Source organism: Curtobacterium sp. NPDC089185 (assembly GCF_040685235.1).
In the GTDB taxonomy this organism is placed as follows: Bacteria; Actinomycetota; Actinomycetes; order Actinomycetales; family Microbacteriaceae; genus Curtobacterium; species Curtobacterium citri.
In genome coordinates this window covers 72,428-89,495 of record NZ_JBFBHK010000011.1, presented here as the reverse complement: position 1 = coordinate 89,495, position 17,068 = coordinate 72,428, and the positions used below count along the sequence as shown (strand labels likewise).

The following is a 17,068-nucleotide window of genomic DNA, read 5'->3' as shown; positions in this document are numbered from 1 at the left end:
CGGTCTTCGCCACGTAGGCCGCCGTGCTCTTCGGCCCCTCCCAGTACTCGGCGGAGTCCGCCTCGACCCTGATCAGCGCGAGCCCCGGCGTCTCGAGTCCGTCCGGGAACCACGCCTGCAGCGGCTTCGCCCAGAGCTGCTCGGCCTTCTGCCGGTCGTGCACGACGCTCGCGCGCCCGGCGAGCGACGTCCACGAGTGCCCCTTCGTGTCGGAGAACGCGACGTTCACCTCGGGGTGCGCGGCGATCTGCCGGGCCTTGGCGGAGTCGTCGTAGGCGAAGAACCAGAGGTCGCCGTCGAACTCGGCCTCCTGGATCGCCATCGGGCGGCTGACGTGGCGACCGTCCTCGGTCATGGTCGTCAGCATCGCCACCTCGGCGTCGCCGAGCAGTTCGGCGACGTGGCGCTGGTCGTCGTGCGTGGTTCCGGACATGGTGGTCCCTCTTCCGTCGTGTGCCGGTTTCCTGTCGCCCCGCACGGTACGCGCCGCCGCTGCGCGCGACTGGGCGCCAACGGAAGACGGACGACGGACGACGGACCTGCGTCGAACCACGCGGACGACGTCGAACCACGGCCGCCCCCTGGTTCGACGTCGTGTCCGTGGTTCGTCCCGAGCGGCCCGAGCGGCTCGAGCGCCCGTGGTCGCACACCGTCGGGCCCCGTGTGTCCGGCGGCACACGGCGACGGACCGGTGGCGGTCCGGCGCCGCGCTCGTCGTACGCTCCCCGTCGTGGGGGAACTCGTGCTCGCCGTCCTGCTCGTGGCCGCGGTGGTCGCCGCGGTGGCGTGGGTCCCGCGACTGCGGGCACCGGTCCGGCACCGCACCGGCGGCGTCCTGCGGCACCCGGGCACGTGGCTCGGCGTCGTCGTCGCGCTGTTCCTGGCGAACCAGGTCCTGGTCACCGCGTTCGTCGAGCAGACCTGGCACGGCGACCCGGATCCCGTCGCGCGGTACCTGCCGTCCGGGTGGTTCGCCCTCGCCGACCTCGGCCCGCTCGCCTCCGCACTGCCCGCGTGGCCGTGGACCGTCCTGCACGTGCAGGCGGGCCTGGAGCTGCCGTTCGTGCTGCTCGCGTACCTGCTGGTGTGCCGGTGGTCCGGCGAGGAGGTCTTCGCACGCGTCCTCGCGGCACGTTGGCTGCTGTCGGGGGTGTCCACCGTGACGTTCTGCCTGATCGAGCTGGACCTGGCGAACCCGTGGACGCCGGTCGACCTCGTCGTCCGCGTCGCCTCCGGGATCGTCACGCCGCTGCTGCTCGCGCAGCTCGCACCCGGCGGCAGCCGACCGGCCGGGCTCGTGACGCTCGCCCTGTCGGCCGGAGCACTCGGCGTCCTGGTCCTCGCGGTCTACGACACCGCCACGCTGTACGACCTCGGACACCTGGCGGGGTGGGTGCCGGGTGCCGCCGCGGCCGGGGCGGTCCTGGCAGCGGCACGGTGGGTGGCCGCTCGTCGGTCCCGCGACCCGGCACCGCTCGCAGCGTCCGCGATCCGGTCGATCGGCTGGTTCCTCGTGCTCTTCGCCGTGCCGTCCCTGCCGCTGCGGTACGCGGTCACGTTCGGACTCCGTCCCCTCGCCCTCGCCGCCGGTGCCGTGCTCGTCCTGACGGCGCTCCGGCGCGGATGGGACCACCGGCGCTGGCGGGCGCTCGTGGGGATCGCGACCGTCGCCCTCGCCGCCGCGGCGGCCGGGTCCCTGACGACCGCCGGCTACCCGGAAGCGCGGCTGCTCGTCGGCGCGGTCGCGTTCGTGCTCGCCGGGGCGGCGCTCTGCACGGTCCTCGACCGACCGAGGACGCCGAGACCCTGGCGGGACGGTGCCCGCCGTCGGGACGGCGCGCGCGGTCACGGGTCCTGAGCCGCCGTGTCCGGGGCGCGCCGGTCGGCTGCGCACAGCCTCAGCCGATCCGCCGGACCACACCAGGGACGGCGGAGCAACGTGGGCGACACCGGACCCACCAGGAGGAAGCATGCTGCTCGAAGGCAAGACCATCGTCGTCACCGGCGGCAACAGCGGGATCGGCGAGCAGATCTGCCTCGCTGCCGCCGCGGAGGGCGCGAACATCGTCATCGACTACGTCGCCCACCCCGAGGCGACGGACTCGCTCATCGCCCGGATCGAGCAGGCCGGCGGCCACGCGGTCGGCGTCGACGCCGACATCACGAGCGCCGCGGACCTGCACACCATGGTGCAGAAGGCCGTGGACGCGTTCGGCTCGCTCGACGTCCTCGTCAACAACGCCGGGATCGAGGACCGGAAGTCCCTGCTCGAGGAGACCGAGGAGGGCTACGACAAGGTCATGGCCGTCAACATGAAGAGCGCCTTCTTCGGCACCCAGGCTGCGGCGAAGCAGTTCATCGCCCAGGGGAACGGCGGCCTCGTGCTGAACATCTCGAGCGTCCACGAGGACTGGCCGATGCCCGGCAACCTCGCCTACTGCGTGTCGAAGGGCGGGATGCGCATGCTCGCCCGCAGCGGCGGCGTGGAGCTCGGACCGCACGGCGTCCGGATCGTGAACATCGCCCCCGGCGCCGTCGACACCCCGATCAACACCGCGACGACCTCGGACCCCGACAAGCTGCGGCAGCTCGACGACGCCATCCCGCTCGGCCGCCCGGCGAAGCCGCACGAGATCGCCGAGGTCGTCGTGTTCCTGGCGTCGGGCAAGGCCGCCTACATGACCAGCACGACCGTCACCATCGACGGCGGGATCTCGCAGGGCAGCGTCGGGCTCTGACCGTCAGACGGGCGCCGGTGACGCGGCCTACCCGGGAGCGGCGATCCGGGCCGACACGCCCGCGGTCGCCAGGTCGACGCGCGCGCGGGCGCGTTCCTCGTCGTCCCCGAACCGGTCGATCCCCCAGGACAGCGCGGTCAGCAGCTCGAAGACCTCCGCCGCCGGCACGACCGGCTCGCGGCCGCCGCTCGCACGGCGGAGGAAGTCCTCGGTGCGGGCGGTCAGTCGTTCGCTCACCGGCTGGACCGGGTTGCCGTCGTCGTCCTTCGTGCGCGCGATGCACGTGGGCAGGTCCTGCCAGGTGCGCAGCCGCCAGGTGAGCTGGAACATCCACTCGCGGAGCGCCGCCGCCGGGTCCCGTTCCGCCATCGACCGGGACGCTGCGAGCAGCGTCTCGACGCTCTCCTCGACCACGGCAGCCAGGAGGTCGTCGCGCGTCGGGAAGTTCCGGTAGAGCGTCGCGTTGCCGACACCTGCCCGGACGGCGATCCCGTCGGTCGAGGCGTTGATCCCCTCGTCCTCGAAGCAGGCCCGTGCCGCGTCGAGGATGGCCTCGCGGTTGCGCTGGGCGTCGGCGCGCACGTGGTCTCCTCGGGTGCTCGACAAACTGGGGACTGTCCCCACATACTGAGAGCGGGGAGCGTCCCCACTTCGATCAGCCTACCGCAGGAGCACCCATGACCCAGCAGCTCGAGAACCGCACCGTCCTCGTCACCGGCGCCAACGGCGGACTCGGCACCGAGTTCGTCCGGCAGGCGCTGGAGCGCGGCGCCCGCCGTGTGTACGCCGCCGCTCGCGCTCCGCGGGAGTGGGACGACGAGCGCATCGTCCCCCTCCGTCTCGACGTCACCGATCCGTCGTCGATCGCCGCAGCCGCCGCCGAGGCCACCGACGTCGACCTCGTCGTCAACAACGCGGGCATCGCTCCGGCGAGCGACGCGAGCATCGCGGCCCCGGCGGAACGATCGCTCGAGGACGTCTTCGCGACCAACACCCTCGGCCCGATCCGGGTCGCCGCCGCGTTCGCGCCCGTGCTCGCGTCGAACGGCGGTGGTGCAGTGCTCACCGTCCTGTCCCTCGCCGCCTGGGTCCCGCTGCCGACCGTCTACGCTGCGTCCAAGGCCGCCGCCTGGGCCGCGACGAACGGCCTGCGGGTCGAGCTCGCCGCCCAGGGCACGACGGTCACCGGTGTGATCGTGGGCATGGTCGACACCGCGATGGGTGCCCGCTTCGACGTCCCGAAGGTCGCGCCCGCCGACGTCGTCGCGCAGTCGTACGACGGGGTGGTCGCGGGCGCGTCCGAAGTCCTCGCCGACGAGGACTCCCGGCTGGTCAAGTCGATGCTCTCGCGGCCCGCCGAGGAGCTCGCTGCGGCCACGGCCGCGGCAGCGGCCGTGGTGACCAGCTGACACGGCCGGTCGCGGCACACGTCGGACGGGAGGCCCGGTGTCGGCTGGCACCGGGCCTCCCGTCCGTCACTGGGTCCGGACGGACGCGCCGGTCAGGGACCGGGGACCGCGACGCGGACGGCGCTGATCCGGCCGGCGCGCGTGCGCGCCGTCACCGCCGGGTCGTAGCTGTCGGCGGTCGCGAGGTAGAGCGTGCGGCCGTCCTCGCCGCCGAGCGCGCAGTCGACGGCACACAGTCCGGGGGCGTCGACGCGGTCCGTGACCGTGCCGCCCTCCACGACGCGGAGGAACTCCCCCGTGTCGACCGAGCAGACCCAGATGCCGCCCTCCGCGTCGACGGTGCTGCCGTCCGGCGTGGTGCCCTCCGGCAGGGCTGCCCACTCCCGTCGACCGCCCAGCGACCCGTCCGCCGCGATGTCGAACGCGGTGAGACGACCACCCCAGGTCTCGCTGACGACCAGCGTCCGGGTGCCGGGCAGCACGTTCATGCTGTTCGGGAAGACCAGGCCGTCGGCGGCGGGCCGGACGGACCCGTCGGGGTCGACGACGTACAGCGGGCCGGGGCGGAGCTCCTCGCCGCCGTAGAGGTCGTACCCGAACGCGCCGACGTAGGTGCGACCGGTCGTCTCGTCGACGACCAGGTCGTTGACGAGCGAGGACTCGATCGGCGACAGGTCCGCGAACACCGACTGCGTGCCGTCGGCCTCGACGGCGACGATCGACCGCGCGTTCATGGCGCTGACGACCAACCGACCGTCCGACAGCCAGCCGAGCCCGGACGACTGCCCGTCGATCGTCGCCTCGCGCCGGGGGCCGGCGTCGGTCACGGGGTCGAGGGAGAACACCTCGCCCGTGTGCATGTCGGAGTACCAGAGCCGGCCGTCGTGCCAGCGGTTGCCCTCGGGGAACCGGATGCCGGAGACGACCTCGGTCGCGGAGTCGATGGTGGTGTGCACGCGTCCAGCCTGCCAGGCCGACCTGCCACGTCACCCTTCGCCGACGCCGGTCGGCGCCGCCGGGCTGGGATCGTCGCAGCGAGGCGGGAAGGACCCGCACCACCACGACAGATCGGATCACCATGCGTCCTCACAAGTCCGCCGCGCTCCTGTGCGCCTCGGCCGCCGTCGCGATCGGCGCCGCCACGCTCGTGCCGTCCGCGGCGTTCGCGCACGGGTTCGTCGGCGACGACTCGGGCGACCCCGGGCAGACGCTCACCGCACGTGCCGCCCTGAAGGCGAACGGCGACATGGGCGGCGCACAGTGGGAGCCGCAGAGCCTCGAGGCTCCGAAGGGCTTCCCCGCCGCCGGTCCCGCCGACGGGCACCTCGCCTCCGCGGGCAACGCGAAGTGGTCGGCTCTCGACGAGCAGCGCGAGGACCGCTGGCAGAAGAACGTCGTCGAGCAGGGCGACGTCACCGTCAACTGGAAGTTCACCGCCCCGCACATGACCTCGCAGTGGCGCTACTTCATGACGAAGGAGGGCTGGGACCCGAACGACGAACTCGACCGCGACGACCTCGAGCTCATCGAGACCGTCTCGCACGACGGCTCCGCGGCGTCGAACAACCCGTCGCACCACATCACGATCCCGTCCGACCGCGAGGGCTACCACGTCATCTACGCCGTCTGGGACGTGGCCGACACCGCGAACGCGTTCTACAACGTCATCGACGTCGACGTGCAGCCCGGCGACGGGGAGACCCCGGAACCGGTCCAGGACACCGAGGCACCCGGCACGGTGCCCGACGCCGCGGCCCGCGCGGTCAGCTCCACCGAGGCCGAGGTCACCTGGGGCGCGGCGACGGACGACGTCGGGGTCGCTCGGTACCAGGTCGTCGAGCTCGGCGCGACCGAGGACGACTTCCGCGTCGTCCAGGAGGTCGCCGCCACCCAGCGCTCCACCCGCCTCACCGGTCTGACCCCGGGCGAGCTCTACGACTTCGGCGTCCGCGCCGTGGACGCGGCGGGCAACATCGGCCTCGCCCACGCGATCCTGACCGTCCGGATGCCCGAGCAGGCCGCCGCTCCGGCCGCACCGCAGCACCTGCACGACATGGGCACGACCGAGTCCACCGTGTCGCTGATGTGGACCGCGGGGGACGACACCCGGGGCGTCCGCTACGAGGTCCTCCGCGACGGCGAGCAGGTCGGCGAGACCGGCGCGACGACCTTCGTGGACGTCGGGCTCCGCGCGGGCACGCGGCACGAGTACACGGTCCGGGCGGTGAACACGGAGGGCGTCGCGTCCGCGCTGTCGAACACGCACGTCGCGACCACGAAGAGCGACGCCGGCTCGGAGTACCCGGCGTGGGACGCCCACGCTGCCTACACGAAGGGCGACCGGGTCACGCACGAGGGCACGGCGTACGAGGCCGTGCAGTCGCACCAGGGCCACGGTGACCCGAACTGGATCACCGCACTCTCGCTCTGGGAGCCGGTCCGCTAGGGACGGTCTCCGGTCCCGACCCACGGTCGGACGGGAGGCGCGGTGCCGGCCCGCACCGCGCCTCCCGTCCGGTGGCCGGCTGCGGACACCCGCAGATCCCGGCCGCCCCGTCGACGTTCCTGGCAGCATCGACGTGTCCGACCCGAAGGAGCAACGATGCGCGTGTTCGTCTACCTCGTGGTGATCGTCGTCGCGACCGCGCTGGCCCTCGGCGCCGGTCTCCTCGTCGCGTTCCAGCTCGGCGGTGCGGCCGACGGACTCGTCCTCGCGTCCGTGTTCACGATCCCGTTCCTCGTGATGGGTCCGGTCCTGGTCGGTTCGTTGGCCGGCTACTGGGACCCGAGGTCCTCGCCCGAGGGGCGGCGGTACCTGCGGTGGTGGTTCCTCGGCGCCCTCGGGATCGACCTGGTCGCCGCCGTGGTCGTCGTCCTGGCGACGGTGTCGGCCCGAGCGCCGGTCTGGGTGCCCGTCGTCCTGATCGGTGGAGCCGCCGTGCTCCTCGCCGTCGCCCGGCCGCTCGGTGACCGCTTCCGCCGCTCGGAGCGGGTGGTCGAGCGGTCCGACGACGACGTCGTGCCGTCGGCGGCCGTCGTCCGACGCGGAGTCCGGGCCATCGCCGTGACGTTCGTCGTGTCGGCGGTCGTCGCGACCATCGGGGCGACGCTCCTCGTGGTGTCGGACGACGGATCCCGTGACGGCGTGCTGCGGAGTGTCCTCCTGGCCGGTCAGCTCACCTTCACGGCGACCGCGATCGCGGCCGTGCTCGTCGCGCTCCCCTTCAACCGTGCACTGCGCGACGTCGGCGGGCGCGACATCGGGCGGTTGCAACGCTTCGGCAAGGTCGTCCTCCGCGGCAGGTCGATCCCGCTCGACGCGGCGGAGGAGCACGGCGCGCTGCAGTACGCGCGACTCGTCCCGCTCACGATGCGCTTCCAGCTGGCGTTCACGGGCCTCCTCTACGTCGGGCTCGCGTTCCAGTTCGTGTCGTCCACGCTCGACGGGCAGCTCGGTGTGCTCCCCGTCGTGTTCCTGGTGGCGATGGTGGCGGTCCTGCTGTGGGCGGTGCCGACGAGCGTCCGACGGATGCGGCGCGCGCGCGACTACGCGGAACGACACGGTGGAGCACCCTCCCCCACGGCCGACGAGGTCGACCCGCGAGGGCCTAGCTCCGTGACCGCCTGAACCCCTCGTCGAGGAACGCGACCACCCAGGCGAAGCTCGCGTCCACGTCCTCCGACAAGCGGAAGCCACCGCCGGTCTCGAGCGTGGCGAACCCGTGCAGCATGCTCCGGAAGGTCCGGAGCGCGTGCACGAGTTCGGCCTCGGGGAGGTCGTACCCGCGCAGCACCGCGGTGAAGGGGTCCAGCGCCCCGCGGAGCGCCGCGGCCGCAGCATCGGGCGCGTCCGGTGCCGACGCCCGTGGGCCGACCGTCGCGGCGTACCGGCCCGGGTGCGCCCGGACGTAGCTCCGGAAGGCGTGCGCCGCGGCACCGAGCGCGTCGATCCCGGCCCGTCCCTGCGTCGCCCGACCGACCTCGTCCGCGACCTCGGTGGCCGCGAGCACCGCGATCCGGTCGACCAGGTCGTCGAGGCCCCCGACGTGCTTGTACAGCGACGGCGCCCGGACCCCGAGACGCTCGGCGACGGCGCTCATGCTCACCTGCGCGAGTCCGGTCTCGTCGGCCAGGTCGGCGGCGGCCGCGGTGACGACCGCGGGGTCGAGTCCCGCCCTAGGCACCGGTCGTCCCGTCCGCCGTGGCGAGCGTGCGCCCGAGGAAGGGCAGCACGAGTGCGAGCACCGCGTCGGGCGTCTCGGCGTGTGGGTAGTGCCCGGCGCCGTCGATCACGGCGACCTCGCCGAGGCCGTCGGGCAGGTCGGCGACGACGCGCTCCCCCTCGGCCCGGGGGTCCGCCCAGTCCGGGTCGGCAGCGCCCTCGATGACGAGGACGGGCTGTCGGACCTCCGGCAGCCTCGCCCCGGCGTCGGCGGGCGTCGTCTTCGTCATGCCGGTGAGCGCCGCCATCCGCTCCGGACGGGACAGCACGGCCTCGATGTGCGCACGTTCCTCCGCCCAGTCCGCCGGCTTCGTCTGGTACGCGATGTCGAGGTACGCGAGCCACCCGGCGAGGCTGCCCGCGGCCATGACCCTGCCGAGCTGGACGGTGGCGGACCGGTGGCGGCGGTTGCGCAGGAGACCGACGACGTCGACGGACTGCTTCCGGGTGAAGGGCGCGATCTCGACGACGCCGGCGACGAGCTCCGGCGCGGTGGCCGCGGCGATGGTGGCGGCACCGCCGCTGATCGACTGGCCGACGATGACGGCGGGGCCGCCGAGGTGCCGGACCACGGCGACCAGGTCACCCGCGATGTCGGTCCGGCTGTAGCCGCTCCACTCGGCACCGGAGTCGCCGCAGCCGCGGATGTCGACGTTCGCGACCCGGTACCCGGCGGCGACGAGGGCCGGGACGACGAAGCGGTAGGACCGGCGGCTGTCGCCCATCCCGTGCGCGAGGACGACGAGCGGGCCGTCGCCGGTGAGGTCGTACGCGATGGTGCCGCCGGGGACGGCGAGGTGTTCGGTCATGTCGGGCTCCTTGGCTACGATGTGTAGCCAAAAGCTAATACTCGTAGCCGTGCGGTGTCAACGGCATCCAGCGACGGACGGACGCGCCGAGCGCCAGCTCGACCCCCGGTGGCGGATGCCTCCGGTCGCGATCCCGTGGCGCGGCAGCCGCGGAATCGGCGACGTACGAGGTCGCCGCATGGTCGAGATCGAGGAGCGCCATTGCACATCTCGCGTATCACCGGCAGGGTGGTGGGCACTCCAGGCGAGGGGCGCCGGCAGGGGAAGGAACGCATGACGACACCGACCGGCAGCACCACGAGGAGGCGGGCCCTGATCACCCTCGGAGGCGTGGCGACGTCGTTCGCTGCCCTCGCACTGATCGGCGTCGAGGCGGCAGGGACCGTTGCGCTCGCCACGCTCTGGTTCGCGGCGTCGGGGCCGGGCACGGTCGGCACGCCCGGCACGGCGTCTGGCCCCGTGGACGTCGATCCTCGGGTGGTCCGGCGGCACCGCGAGCGGCACCCGGGCACGACGATCAGCGAGGCCGTGTCGGCCGTCCGGTCGGGATCGTGACGCCGAGCGTGCGGCGTGCACGATCGGTGATCGGGGCTGTTGCTCCGGTACTCGCCGCGACGGCTGCCACCGTCCTGTCCGTCGACGACCTGCTCGGCTTCGCCGGGGCGCGCTTCCTGCGGGGCGGATGGCCTGTCGACCTCGCTGCGGTCGCCGTCGCCGCCGCGCTCTCCGGCGCGCTCGCCGCACTCTGGTGTCGCGATGCAGCCCGGACCCTCGTGTGCTGCAGCGTGCTCGTGTGGGTCGCGCTCCTGTCGCCGGCCGGCGGCACCGGGATCTCGACGGACGGTGCAGCGGCTCAGGCTGCGGTGCCGGTCGGTCTCGTGCTCGCGGCGCGCGCACGGGCGCCTCGCCGGGCGACCTCCGCTGCCGTCGTCGTGCTCGCGACGGTCTGGCTCGTTGCGGGACTCGTCCCGGTGGTGCCGCTCGAGGTCTGCATCGGCGTCCAGTCGCTCGCGCTCGGCGCGACGGCGGTGCTGGCCGCGGGTCCGTGGCTGCACCGGGCCGCTGCGGTCCTCCGCGACCTGTGGCGGTCGGCGGAGGTCCGGTGATCCGTCAGCTGCGGCGCCCCACGTCCGCGCCCGGCTCGCCGTCCGGCGGACGCCGTCGCACGACGAGCGTGCCGATGCCCTGGACGATGAAGTACCCCGCCGAGACGGCGAGGACCACCGCGACGAGCACGGAACCACCCGAGACGCCGGTGGCCACCGTCCTCGCGACCCCGACCGCCAGGAAGATGCACCCCATCACGATGAGGACCACGGGGTTCTGCGCGACGAAGAACCGCCGGCCGCCGTTCGCCTCGGCCACCGCCCGCGTCCGCGCTTCCGCGACCGCATCGGGAGACCGTCCCGCGCGACGGTCCGCTGCCCGTCGGCGAGCGCGCATCGTCAGCCACACGACGAGGCCGATCACGACGGCCGCCGAGTACGCGATCGGCTCGGTGAGGTGCAGCAGCCCGGAGACGAACAGCACGGCGGCGGCCGTGACCACGCCCGCGACCACCGCGGTCGTCCACATGTCGGTACGACCGTCGACGCCGGTCACGTAGCCGGGTCGTCGCGCGTACGGGTCGTGCCGTGTGTCCTGCTGCGTGTCCTGCTGCGTGTCGTCGGCGTCCTGGTCGATCGGTCGGTTCCCCACCCCGACGAAGCTACGCGTCGCCCCGTGGTGTGTCCCGCTCGCACCGCCTCCGGGCGACCTGCTGCGACCGCGGGGACCCGAGACACACCTAGCCGAGCAGCTCGACCCCGTAGCCGACGACCACCGCCCGCAGCTCGTCCAGGTACGTGTGCGCCTGCACGGTCAGCGGCACCGACGTGTGCGCGATCCACCCGATCTCGATCCGCTCGTCGACGTCGAGCGGGATGGCCACGATCTCCGGATCGAGGTCGTCGCTGATCAACCCCGTCGAGATCGTGTACCCGCCGAGACCGATCATGAGGTTGAAGATCGTCGCCCGGTCCGACACCCGGATCTCGCGCTTGCTCGACATCGTCGACAGGATCTCCTCCGCCAGGTAGAAGGAGTTGTTCGCGCCCTGGTCGAAGGTGAGCCGTGGGAGGTCCGCGAGGTCCTCGAGGGTCGCCCGCTCCCGCGACGCGAGCGGGTTCCGCCGGGCCACGAAGATGTGCGGTTGCGCCACGAACAGCGGGGTGAACACGACGCCGGCGTCCCGCATGAGCTTGCCGAGCACCTGCCGGTTGAAGTCGTTCCGGTAGAGGATGCCGACCTCGCTCCGCAGTGTCCGGACGTCCTCGATGATGTCCCAGGTGCGGGTCTCGCGGAGGGAGAACTCGTACTCGTCGGCGGCCGCTCCCTCGACCATGCGGACGAAGGCCTCGACGGCGAACGAGTAGTGCTGCGCGGAGACCCCGAGCAACCGGCGCGACGCCTGGCGCCCGACGTACCGCTGCTCGAGCAGGGAGACCTGCTCGACGACCTGCCGGGCGTACCCGAGGAACTCGACGCCGTCGACCGTCAGTACGACGCCGCGCGCCGACCGGGTGAAGAGCGGCCGCCCGATCCGCGTCTCGAGGTCCTTCATGGCTGCCGACAGCGTCGGCTGCGAGATGTAGAGCAGGTCCGCCGCCGCGCTGATGGAGCCCTCGGAGGCGACCTCGATGAAGTACCGGAGCTGCTGCAGCGTGATGTCGTTCGAGACCCGAGCCATAGATGCAGACTATGTGTCTGCATAGCGTCTCGGTATTACCTGATGACCCGCGCCTCCCGGCATGATCGGAGGACTCTTCCCACAGTGCCCGCGGGCGCTCGACGTACGGACTGCGGACCATGGCGAACGACATCACCTTCAGCATCAGCAGGACCCGCTTCGACGAGGACTACTCGCCGGCGGAGAGCTCGCGGTTGACCACGAACTTCGCGAACCTGGCCCGCGGCGAGGGCCGCCAGCAGAACCTCCGCAACGCCCTCGCGCTCATCGACGGGCGCTGCAACGACCTGGCCGGGGATCCGGACGGTGACCGCTACCGCGTCGAGCTCGACATCGTGTCGATCACGATGCAGTTCGAGGACGGTGGACGGGTCGAGCGCTTCCCCCTGATCGAGGTGCTCGACGTCACGGTCGTCGATCAGCACACCGGCGAGCGCCACCAGGGCATCCTCGGCAACAACTTCTCGTCGTACCTCCGCGACCACGACTTCGCGGTGCGACTGCCCTCGGCGCCCTCGCTCCCCGCCGACTTCGGGCAGCTGCACGGGCAGCTCTTCCAGCACTTCCTGCGGTCGGATGCCTTCCGGTCGCAGTTCGACGCCGAGCCGGTGGTGTGCATCAGCGTCTCGACGAGCCAGACCTACCGGCAGACGGGCTTCGTCCACCCGGTCCTCGGCGCGGAGTACGAGCACGAGCACGCCTCGCTCACCGACGACTACTTCGGCCGGATGGGGATGCAGGTCCGGTACTTCATGCCGCCGGGTGCGAAGGCGCCGCTCGCCTTCTACTCGCGCGGTGACGTCGTCGCCGACTACTCGGACCTGCAGCTGATCGGCACGATCAGCACGATGGAGACGTTCCAGAAGATCTACCGACCGGAGATCTACAACGCGAACGGGGTCGCGCCGAGCGAGTTCCGCCCGACCCTCGAGCACAGCGACTGGTCGTCGACCGGCATCGCGTACGACCGCGAGGAACGCAGCCGTCTCGGCGTCACGCAGGGACGGTGGACCGAGGAGCACCTCGTCGCGCCGCACCGCGACTTCCTCGACCGCTGGCTCGCCGAGCAGACCGCGCCCGCCGCCCTCACCCACTGACCGACTGGACCTCCACGCACATGAGCACCCTCCTCCCCACCTCGATCGTCGGCAGCCTGCCGAAGCCCTCCTGGCTGGCCGAGCCCGAGAAGCTCTGGTCCCCCTGGCAGCTCGACGGGGCGGCCCTGACCGAGGGCAAGCAGGACGCCCTCCGCTCCGCCGTCCACGAGCAGGAGCGCAACGGGATCGACATCGTCAGCGACGGCGAGCAGACCCGCCAGCACTTCGTCACGACGTTCATCGAGCACCTCGACGGCATCGACCAGGAGCGCAAGGAGACCGTCCGCATCCGTGACCGCTACGACGCCGCCGTCCCCACGGTCGTCGGCGCCGTGAGCCGCCCGGAGTCGGTCTTCGTCGAGGACGCAAGGTTCCTCCGCGCCCAGACCGACCGCCCGATCAAGTGGGCACTGCCCGGCCCGATGACCATGATCGACACCCTCTCCGACCAGCACTACAGGAGCCGCGAGAAGCTGGCGTGGGAGTTCGCGACGATCCTCAACCAGGAGGCACTCGAGCTCCAGGAGGCCGGCGTCGACGTCATCCAGTTCGACGAGCCCGCGTTCACCGTGTTCCACGACGAGGTGCGGGACTGGGGCGTCGCCGCGCTCGAACGCGCCGCCGAGGGCCTGCGCGCCGAGACCGCCGTGCACATCTGCTACGGCTACGGCATCGAGGCGAACAACCGGTGGAAGGAGACCCTCGGCGCCGAGTGGCGGCAGTACGAGCAGTCCTTCCCGCTCCTGCAGCAGTCCTCGATCGACATCGTCTCCCTCGAGTGCATCCACTCCCACGTGCCGCTCGAGCTCGTCGAGCTCATCCGCGGCAAGAAGGTCATGCTCGGGGCGATCGACGTCGCCACCGAGCGGGTCGAGACGCCCGAGGAGGTCGCCGAGGTGCTGCGGCGAGCACTCGAGCACGTCGACGCGGACAAGCTCATCCCGAGCACGAACTGCGGCATGGCACCGCTGGCCCGCGGCGCGGCCCTGCAGAAGCTCGGCGCGCTGTCCGCAGGAGCGGACATCGTCCGAGCGGAGCTCGCCAGCGTCGCGGTTCCGGCAGCGCGGTAGCGTCCCGACTCCACGGCACGGCCAGCGTCCGTCAGGTGCGGGATCTCGGTCCGGCCGGGAGGCGCGGCTCCCTTTCGGCGCGCAGGTCACGGCCGTCAGGACGAAGGCGTTGACTACCTCCATGATCACCAAGAGCAAGATCCACGAGGTCGAGAACGCGACCGTGCGAGATCGTGACGGGGCATCGGTCGGCAAGGTCGCGCAGGTGTTCCCCTCCACCGAGGACGGCAGCGCCGCCTACGTCAGTGTCGCGACCGGACTGCTCGGGAGTCACCACACGCTCGTCCCGGTCGAGGACGCCACCTTCGACGGTACGGACCTGCACGTCGGGTACACGAAGAGCGCCATCAAGGCAGCGCCCTCCTCGGGAGCCGGACCGACCCTGTCCCCGAGCGAGGCGAACGCTGTCCGCAAGCACTTCGGGCTGTCGCCCGCGGGGAGCGCGACCGGGGACATGGGCGACCCGCACGAGAACCTCGACCAGGCCGGCACCGGCCCTGCGGGCGCGGACGACACCGAGGGCGCGGGAACGGCGCCGCCGGCGTGACCGGCCCGTCGCCCTCGGCACGGCGGAGTCGGGGCACCAGTGGCCGCCGTGCTCTGCGGAGCGTCCGGCGGAACCCGCCGGACGCGGACGCGTGGTTCGGCGTCCGGTGCGTGTTCCGCCACGGGGAGCGCAGGTACGAGGAACGGGTGGTGATCGTCCGCGCCGCTGACTTCGCACTCGCGATCGCCACAGCCGAGGAAGAAGCCGCTCGGTACACCGTCGACGTGGACGCGGAGTACCTCGGACTCGCCCAGGCGTTCGCACTCGTCCACGACCCGGGCGACGGTGCCGAAGTGTTCTCGCTCATGCGCGACTCGGACCTCCCCCCGACGAGTACCTCGACGCGTTCTTCGACACCGGCGACGAGCGGCAGGGCGACCTGAGGGCGTCCGGCAGGCCAACGGAGACGCCTCGGTAGCCGAGGGATCACCGGACGACGAAGCCGCTGAGCTGGCCGATCAGCCGAGGGAGCTGCTGTCCGTCACGGTCGCGAAGCTGCCGTCGAGCGCGGCCATGAACGCGGCGTGCACGACCGCGCCCGGCACGACGGTGTCCCCGTAGCGCAGGTCCGGCGCCGTGCAGGCGTCCGACACCACGGTGTTCCGGTACCCGAGCTCGTGCGCGGCCCGGGTGGTCGAGTCGATGCACATGCTGCTCATCATCCCGACGATCACCAGCTCGGTGACGTCCGCGTCGTCGAGGACGCCTTGCAGGCCGGTGTCGATGAAGCTGTTCGGGCGGTGCTTCTCGAGCACCACCTCGCCCTCGGCCGGCTCCACCGACGGATGGAACCTCACCCCCGCCGTCCCGGGGCGGAAGAACGAGGCGTCGGGGTCGTCGCTGACGTGGAAGACGTGCACGACGAGCTCACCAGACGCGCGGAAGCCCTCGAGGACGGAGCGCGCCGCGGTGGCCGCTGCTTCCGGTTCGACGAGCGGGAACGCCCCGCCCGGGAAGTAGTCACGCTGGATGTCGACGAGGACGAGAGCACGGGTCATCACACGAGTATGGCTGCCACCGGGCGTGGGTCTCCGGACCAGTACCGTCTGGGCAGTGCGGCCACTACGCAGCGACCATCGGCGGTGACGACGGGTTGCGACGTCCGGAACCCGCCAGCCGTCGAGTGCCGACGCCACGAGACTCAGCGGAGTCCGCGATCCGCGCGGCCCCGACCGAGAGCAGCCCGTGCAGCACACCCGCATCGACCCCGCGATCCTCTACTTCGGCACCCCCGTGGTCCTCTTGAGCACCGTCGACGAGGACGGCGTGACCAACACCGCTCCGATGTCGTCGGTGTTCTGGCTCGGACACACCGCCGTGCTCGGCATGGGTGGCAGGTCGCAGACCGCACGGAACCTGCTGGCGACCGGCGAGTGCGTCATCAACCTCCCCTCGGCCACGCTGGTCTCGGCCGTGGACGCCCTCGCCCTCACCACCGGTCGCGATGCCGTCCCGGTCGGCAAGGAGCGGGTCGGGTACCGGCACGTGGCGGACAAGCTCGCGGCAGCCGGACTGCACGGGCTCCCCGGGGACACGGTCCGTGCCGAACGGATCAGTGAGTGCCCGGTGAACCTCGAGGCACACGTCGTCGACGCACACACCCTGGCTGACCAGGACCCGGGCGATGACGCGACGTTCCTGTTCGAGGCCGCGGTCTCCCGCGTGCACGTGCACGAGGACATCCGCGCCGTGGGGACAGCGGACCGCATCGACCCGGATCGGTGGCGACCGCTCATCATGGCGTTCCAACGCTTCTACGGCCTGGCGGACGAGCTGCGGCCCTCGAAGCTCGCGACGATAGACGAGGAGTGGTACCGGTGAGCCGACCAGGAGTCGGCCAGGACGCGGAACGGCCCGACTCCGTCCTCACGGGGCTGCCAGGCCGGCCGCGATACTGATCGGATGACACCACCACTCGTCCTGGACTTCGCTCACGCCGGCCTCACCGTGAGCGACCTCGACGACGCGCTGGTGCTGTGGTGCTCCGGTCTCGGCTTCACGCTCGAACGCACCTTCACGCTCGACGCGCACACCACTGCCGCGACCACCGGTGTCACCGGAGCATCCATCCGTGCAGCCACGGTCGTGCTCGGAGACCGACGGGTCGAACTGCTGCAGTACGACCCTCCTCGGGCGGCTCGGGCAGGCGGCTCGCCCGCAGAGACCGGCACGGTGCACATCGCGCTGACCGTCTCGGACCTCGACCGTGTGCTCGACCTCTGCGCAGCGCACGGTTGGCGGCCGGTCGGCAGAGCCCACGAGATGACCAGCGGCGCCCGGGCGGGCACACGCATCATCTACCTCGAGGGTGAACTCGGCGGCTTCCTCGAACTGATCGCCCCACCACCCCTCTCCTAGCCCCGCCCCGGTCGGACCGCGCGACGGACTGGAGGCTGTGCTCACCAGGTGAGCACAGCCTCCAGTCCGTCACGTGATCCGGTCAGGACC

The 17,068-nt window shown here is 72.1% G+C and carries 21 protein-coding genes; 13 read left to right on the top strand and 8 right to left on the bottom strand.

Annotated elements, in window-relative coordinates; genetic code table 11:
- On the bottom strand, positions 1-433 hold a 433-nt coding region (locus AB0N84_RS12430), incomplete at its 3' end, for a pyridoxamine 5'-phosphate oxidase family protein (RefSeq protein ID WP_363546724.1).
- A 297-nt stretch (positions 434-730) separates the two neighbouring features.
- Here AB0N84_RS12430 and AB0N84_RS12425 point away from each other — a divergent pair.
- On the top strand, positions 731-1,858 hold the full coding sequence (locus AB0N84_RS12425; protein WP_363546721.1) for a hypothetical protein: 1,128 nt from the start codon (positions 731-733) through the stop codon (positions 1,856-1,858).
- A 112-nt stretch (positions 1,859-1,970) separates the two neighbouring features.
- Positions 1,971-2,738 (top strand): glucose 1-dehydrogenase, encoded by a 768-nt coding sequence (locus AB0N84_RS12420; protein WP_182046262.1) that lies wholly within the window; start codon positions 1,971-1,973, stop codon positions 2,736-2,738.
- 27 nt (positions 2,739-2,765) lie between these two features.
- On the opposite strand, the gene AB0N84_RS12415 is transcribed toward AB0N84_RS12420, so the two are convergent.
- Entirely contained in the window at positions 2,766-3,320 is a 555-nt protein-coding gene (locus AB0N84_RS12415; protein WP_289459853.1) for a TetR/AcrR family transcriptional regulator, read from the bottom strand.
- A 95-nt stretch (positions 3,321-3,415) separates the two neighbouring features.
- Between AB0N84_RS12415 and AB0N84_RS12410 the strand changes: the two genes are divergently transcribed.
- Positions 3,416-4,147: an SDR family oxidoreductase gene (locus tag AB0N84_RS12410; RefSeq protein WP_363546717.1), complete on the top strand. Its 732-nt coding sequence runs from the start codon at positions 3,416-3,418 to the stop codon at positions 4,145-4,147.
- Between the two features lie 92 nt (positions 4,148-4,239).
- Here the strand turns inward: AB0N84_RS12410 and AB0N84_RS12405 are convergent, their stop codons facing one another.
- Positions 4,240-5,103, bottom strand: coding sequence for an SMP-30/gluconolactonase/LRE family protein (locus tag AB0N84_RS12405; protein ID WP_363546715.1), 864 nt, complete (start codon positions 5,101-5,103; stop codon positions 4,240-4,242).
- A 122-nt stretch (positions 5,104-5,225) separates the two neighbouring features.
- On the opposite strand from AB0N84_RS12405, the gene AB0N84_RS12400 reads away from it, so the two are divergent.
- Both AB0N84_RS12400 and AB0N84_RS12395 read left to right on the top strand, forming a co-directional pair.
- Positions 5,226-6,593 carry a lytic polysaccharide monooxygenase gene (locus AB0N84_RS12400; RefSeq protein ID WP_289459856.1) on the top strand — a complete coding sequence of 456 codons (1,368 nt, stop codon included), beginning with the start codon at positions 5,226-5,228 and terminating at the stop codon, positions 6,591-6,593.
- A 156-nt stretch (positions 6,594-6,749) separates the two neighbouring features.
- Complete coding sequence (locus tag AB0N84_RS12395; RefSeq protein WP_363546711.1) at positions 6,750-7,775, top strand: hypothetical protein; 1,026 nt, start codon at positions 6,750-6,752, stop codon at positions 7,773-7,775.
- Here AB0N84_RS12395 and AB0N84_RS12390 read toward each other — a convergent pair.
- Both AB0N84_RS12390 and AB0N84_RS12385 read right to left on the bottom strand, forming a co-directional pair.
- Entirely contained in the window at positions 7,756-8,331 is a 576-nt protein-coding gene (locus tag AB0N84_RS12390) for a TetR/AcrR family transcriptional regulator (RefSeq protein WP_363546708.1), read from the bottom strand. The two genes, AB0N84_RS12395 and AB0N84_RS12390, sit on opposite strands and share 20 nt — an antisense overlap.
- Entirely contained in the window at positions 8,324-9,178 is an 855-nt protein-coding gene (locus AB0N84_RS12385) for an alpha/beta hydrolase (protein ID WP_363546705.1), read from the bottom strand. The genes AB0N84_RS12390 and AB0N84_RS12385 overlap by 8 nt, the downstream gene beginning before the upstream one ends.
- 330 nt (positions 9,179-9,508) lie before the next feature.
- On the opposite strand from AB0N84_RS12385, the gene AB0N84_RS12380 reads away from it, so the two are divergent.
- Positions 9,509-9,733, top strand: coding sequence for a hypothetical protein (locus AB0N84_RS12380; RefSeq protein WP_363546702.1), 225 nt, complete (start codon positions 9,509-9,511; stop codon positions 9,731-9,733).
- Entirely contained in the window at positions 9,730-10,284 is a 555-nt protein-coding gene (locus AB0N84_RS12375) for a hypothetical protein (RefSeq protein ID WP_363546699.1), read from the top strand. The genes AB0N84_RS12380 and AB0N84_RS12375 overlap by 4 nt, the downstream gene beginning before the upstream one ends.
- Positions 10,285-10,288: 4 nt before the next feature.
- Here AB0N84_RS12375 and AB0N84_RS12370 read toward each other — a convergent pair whose 3' ends face one another.
- Both AB0N84_RS12370 and AB0N84_RS12365 read right to left on the bottom strand, forming a co-directional pair.
- Positions 10,289-10,876 (bottom strand): hypothetical protein, encoded by a 588-nt coding sequence (locus AB0N84_RS12370; protein WP_363546696.1) that lies wholly within the window; start codon positions 10,874-10,876, stop codon positions 10,289-10,291.
- A gap of 88 nt (positions 10,877-10,964) precedes the next feature.
- On the bottom strand, positions 10,965-11,906 hold the full coding sequence (locus AB0N84_RS12365) for a LysR family transcriptional regulator (protein ID WP_363546693.1): 942 nt from the start codon (positions 11,904-11,906) through the stop codon (positions 10,965-10,967).
- Positions 11,907-12,025: 119 nt separating this feature from the next.
- Here AB0N84_RS12365 and AB0N84_RS12360 point away from each other — a divergent pair, with 119 nt between their 5' ends.
- From AB0N84_RS12360 to AB0N84_RS12345, 4 genes are all read left to right on the top strand, one after another.
- On the top strand, positions 12,026-13,003 hold the full coding sequence (locus AB0N84_RS12360; protein ID WP_363546690.1) for a putative oxygenase MesX: 978 nt from the start codon (positions 12,026-12,028) through the stop codon (positions 13,001-13,003).
- A 20-nt stretch (positions 13,004-13,023) separates the two neighbouring features.
- Positions 13,024-14,073 (top strand): methionine synthase, encoded by a 1,050-nt coding sequence (locus tag AB0N84_RS12355; RefSeq protein WP_363546687.1) that lies wholly within the window; start codon positions 13,024-13,026, stop codon positions 14,071-14,073.
- Between the two features lie 121 nt (positions 14,074-14,194).
- A complete protein-coding gene (locus AB0N84_RS12350; RefSeq protein WP_363546684.1) occupies positions 14,195-14,620 on the top strand; it encodes a PRC-barrel domain-containing protein in 426 nt (141 codons plus the stop codon).
- A gap of 146 nt (positions 14,621-14,766) precedes the next feature.
- Positions 14,767-15,003 carry a hypothetical protein gene (locus tag AB0N84_RS12345; RefSeq protein ID WP_363546681.1) on the top strand — a complete coding sequence of 79 codons (237 nt, stop codon included), beginning with the start codon at positions 14,767-14,769 and terminating at the stop codon, positions 15,001-15,003.
- 75 nt (positions 15,004-15,078) lie between these two features.
- Here the strand turns inward: AB0N84_RS12345 and AB0N84_RS12340 are convergent, their stop codons facing one another.
- Positions 15,079-15,618, bottom strand: a complete 540-nt coding sequence (locus AB0N84_RS12340) for a cysteine hydrolase family protein (protein WP_363546678.1) — start codon at positions 15,616-15,618, stop codon at positions 15,079-15,081.
- A gap of 187 nt (positions 15,619-15,805) precedes the next feature.
- Here AB0N84_RS12340 and AB0N84_RS12335 point away from each other — a divergent pair, with 187 nt between their 5' ends.
- Both AB0N84_RS12335 and AB0N84_RS12330 read left to right on the top strand, forming a co-directional pair.
- A complete protein-coding gene (locus tag AB0N84_RS12335; RefSeq protein ID WP_363546675.1) occupies positions 15,806-16,441 on the top strand; it encodes a flavin reductase family protein in 636 nt (211 codons plus the stop codon).
- Between the two features lie 81 nt (positions 16,442-16,522).
- Positions 16,523-16,978 (top strand): VOC family protein, encoded by a 456-nt coding sequence (locus AB0N84_RS12330; protein ID WP_363546672.1) that lies wholly within the window; start codon positions 16,523-16,525, stop codon positions 16,976-16,978.
- Positions 16,979-17,068 lie beyond the last annotated feature (90 nt).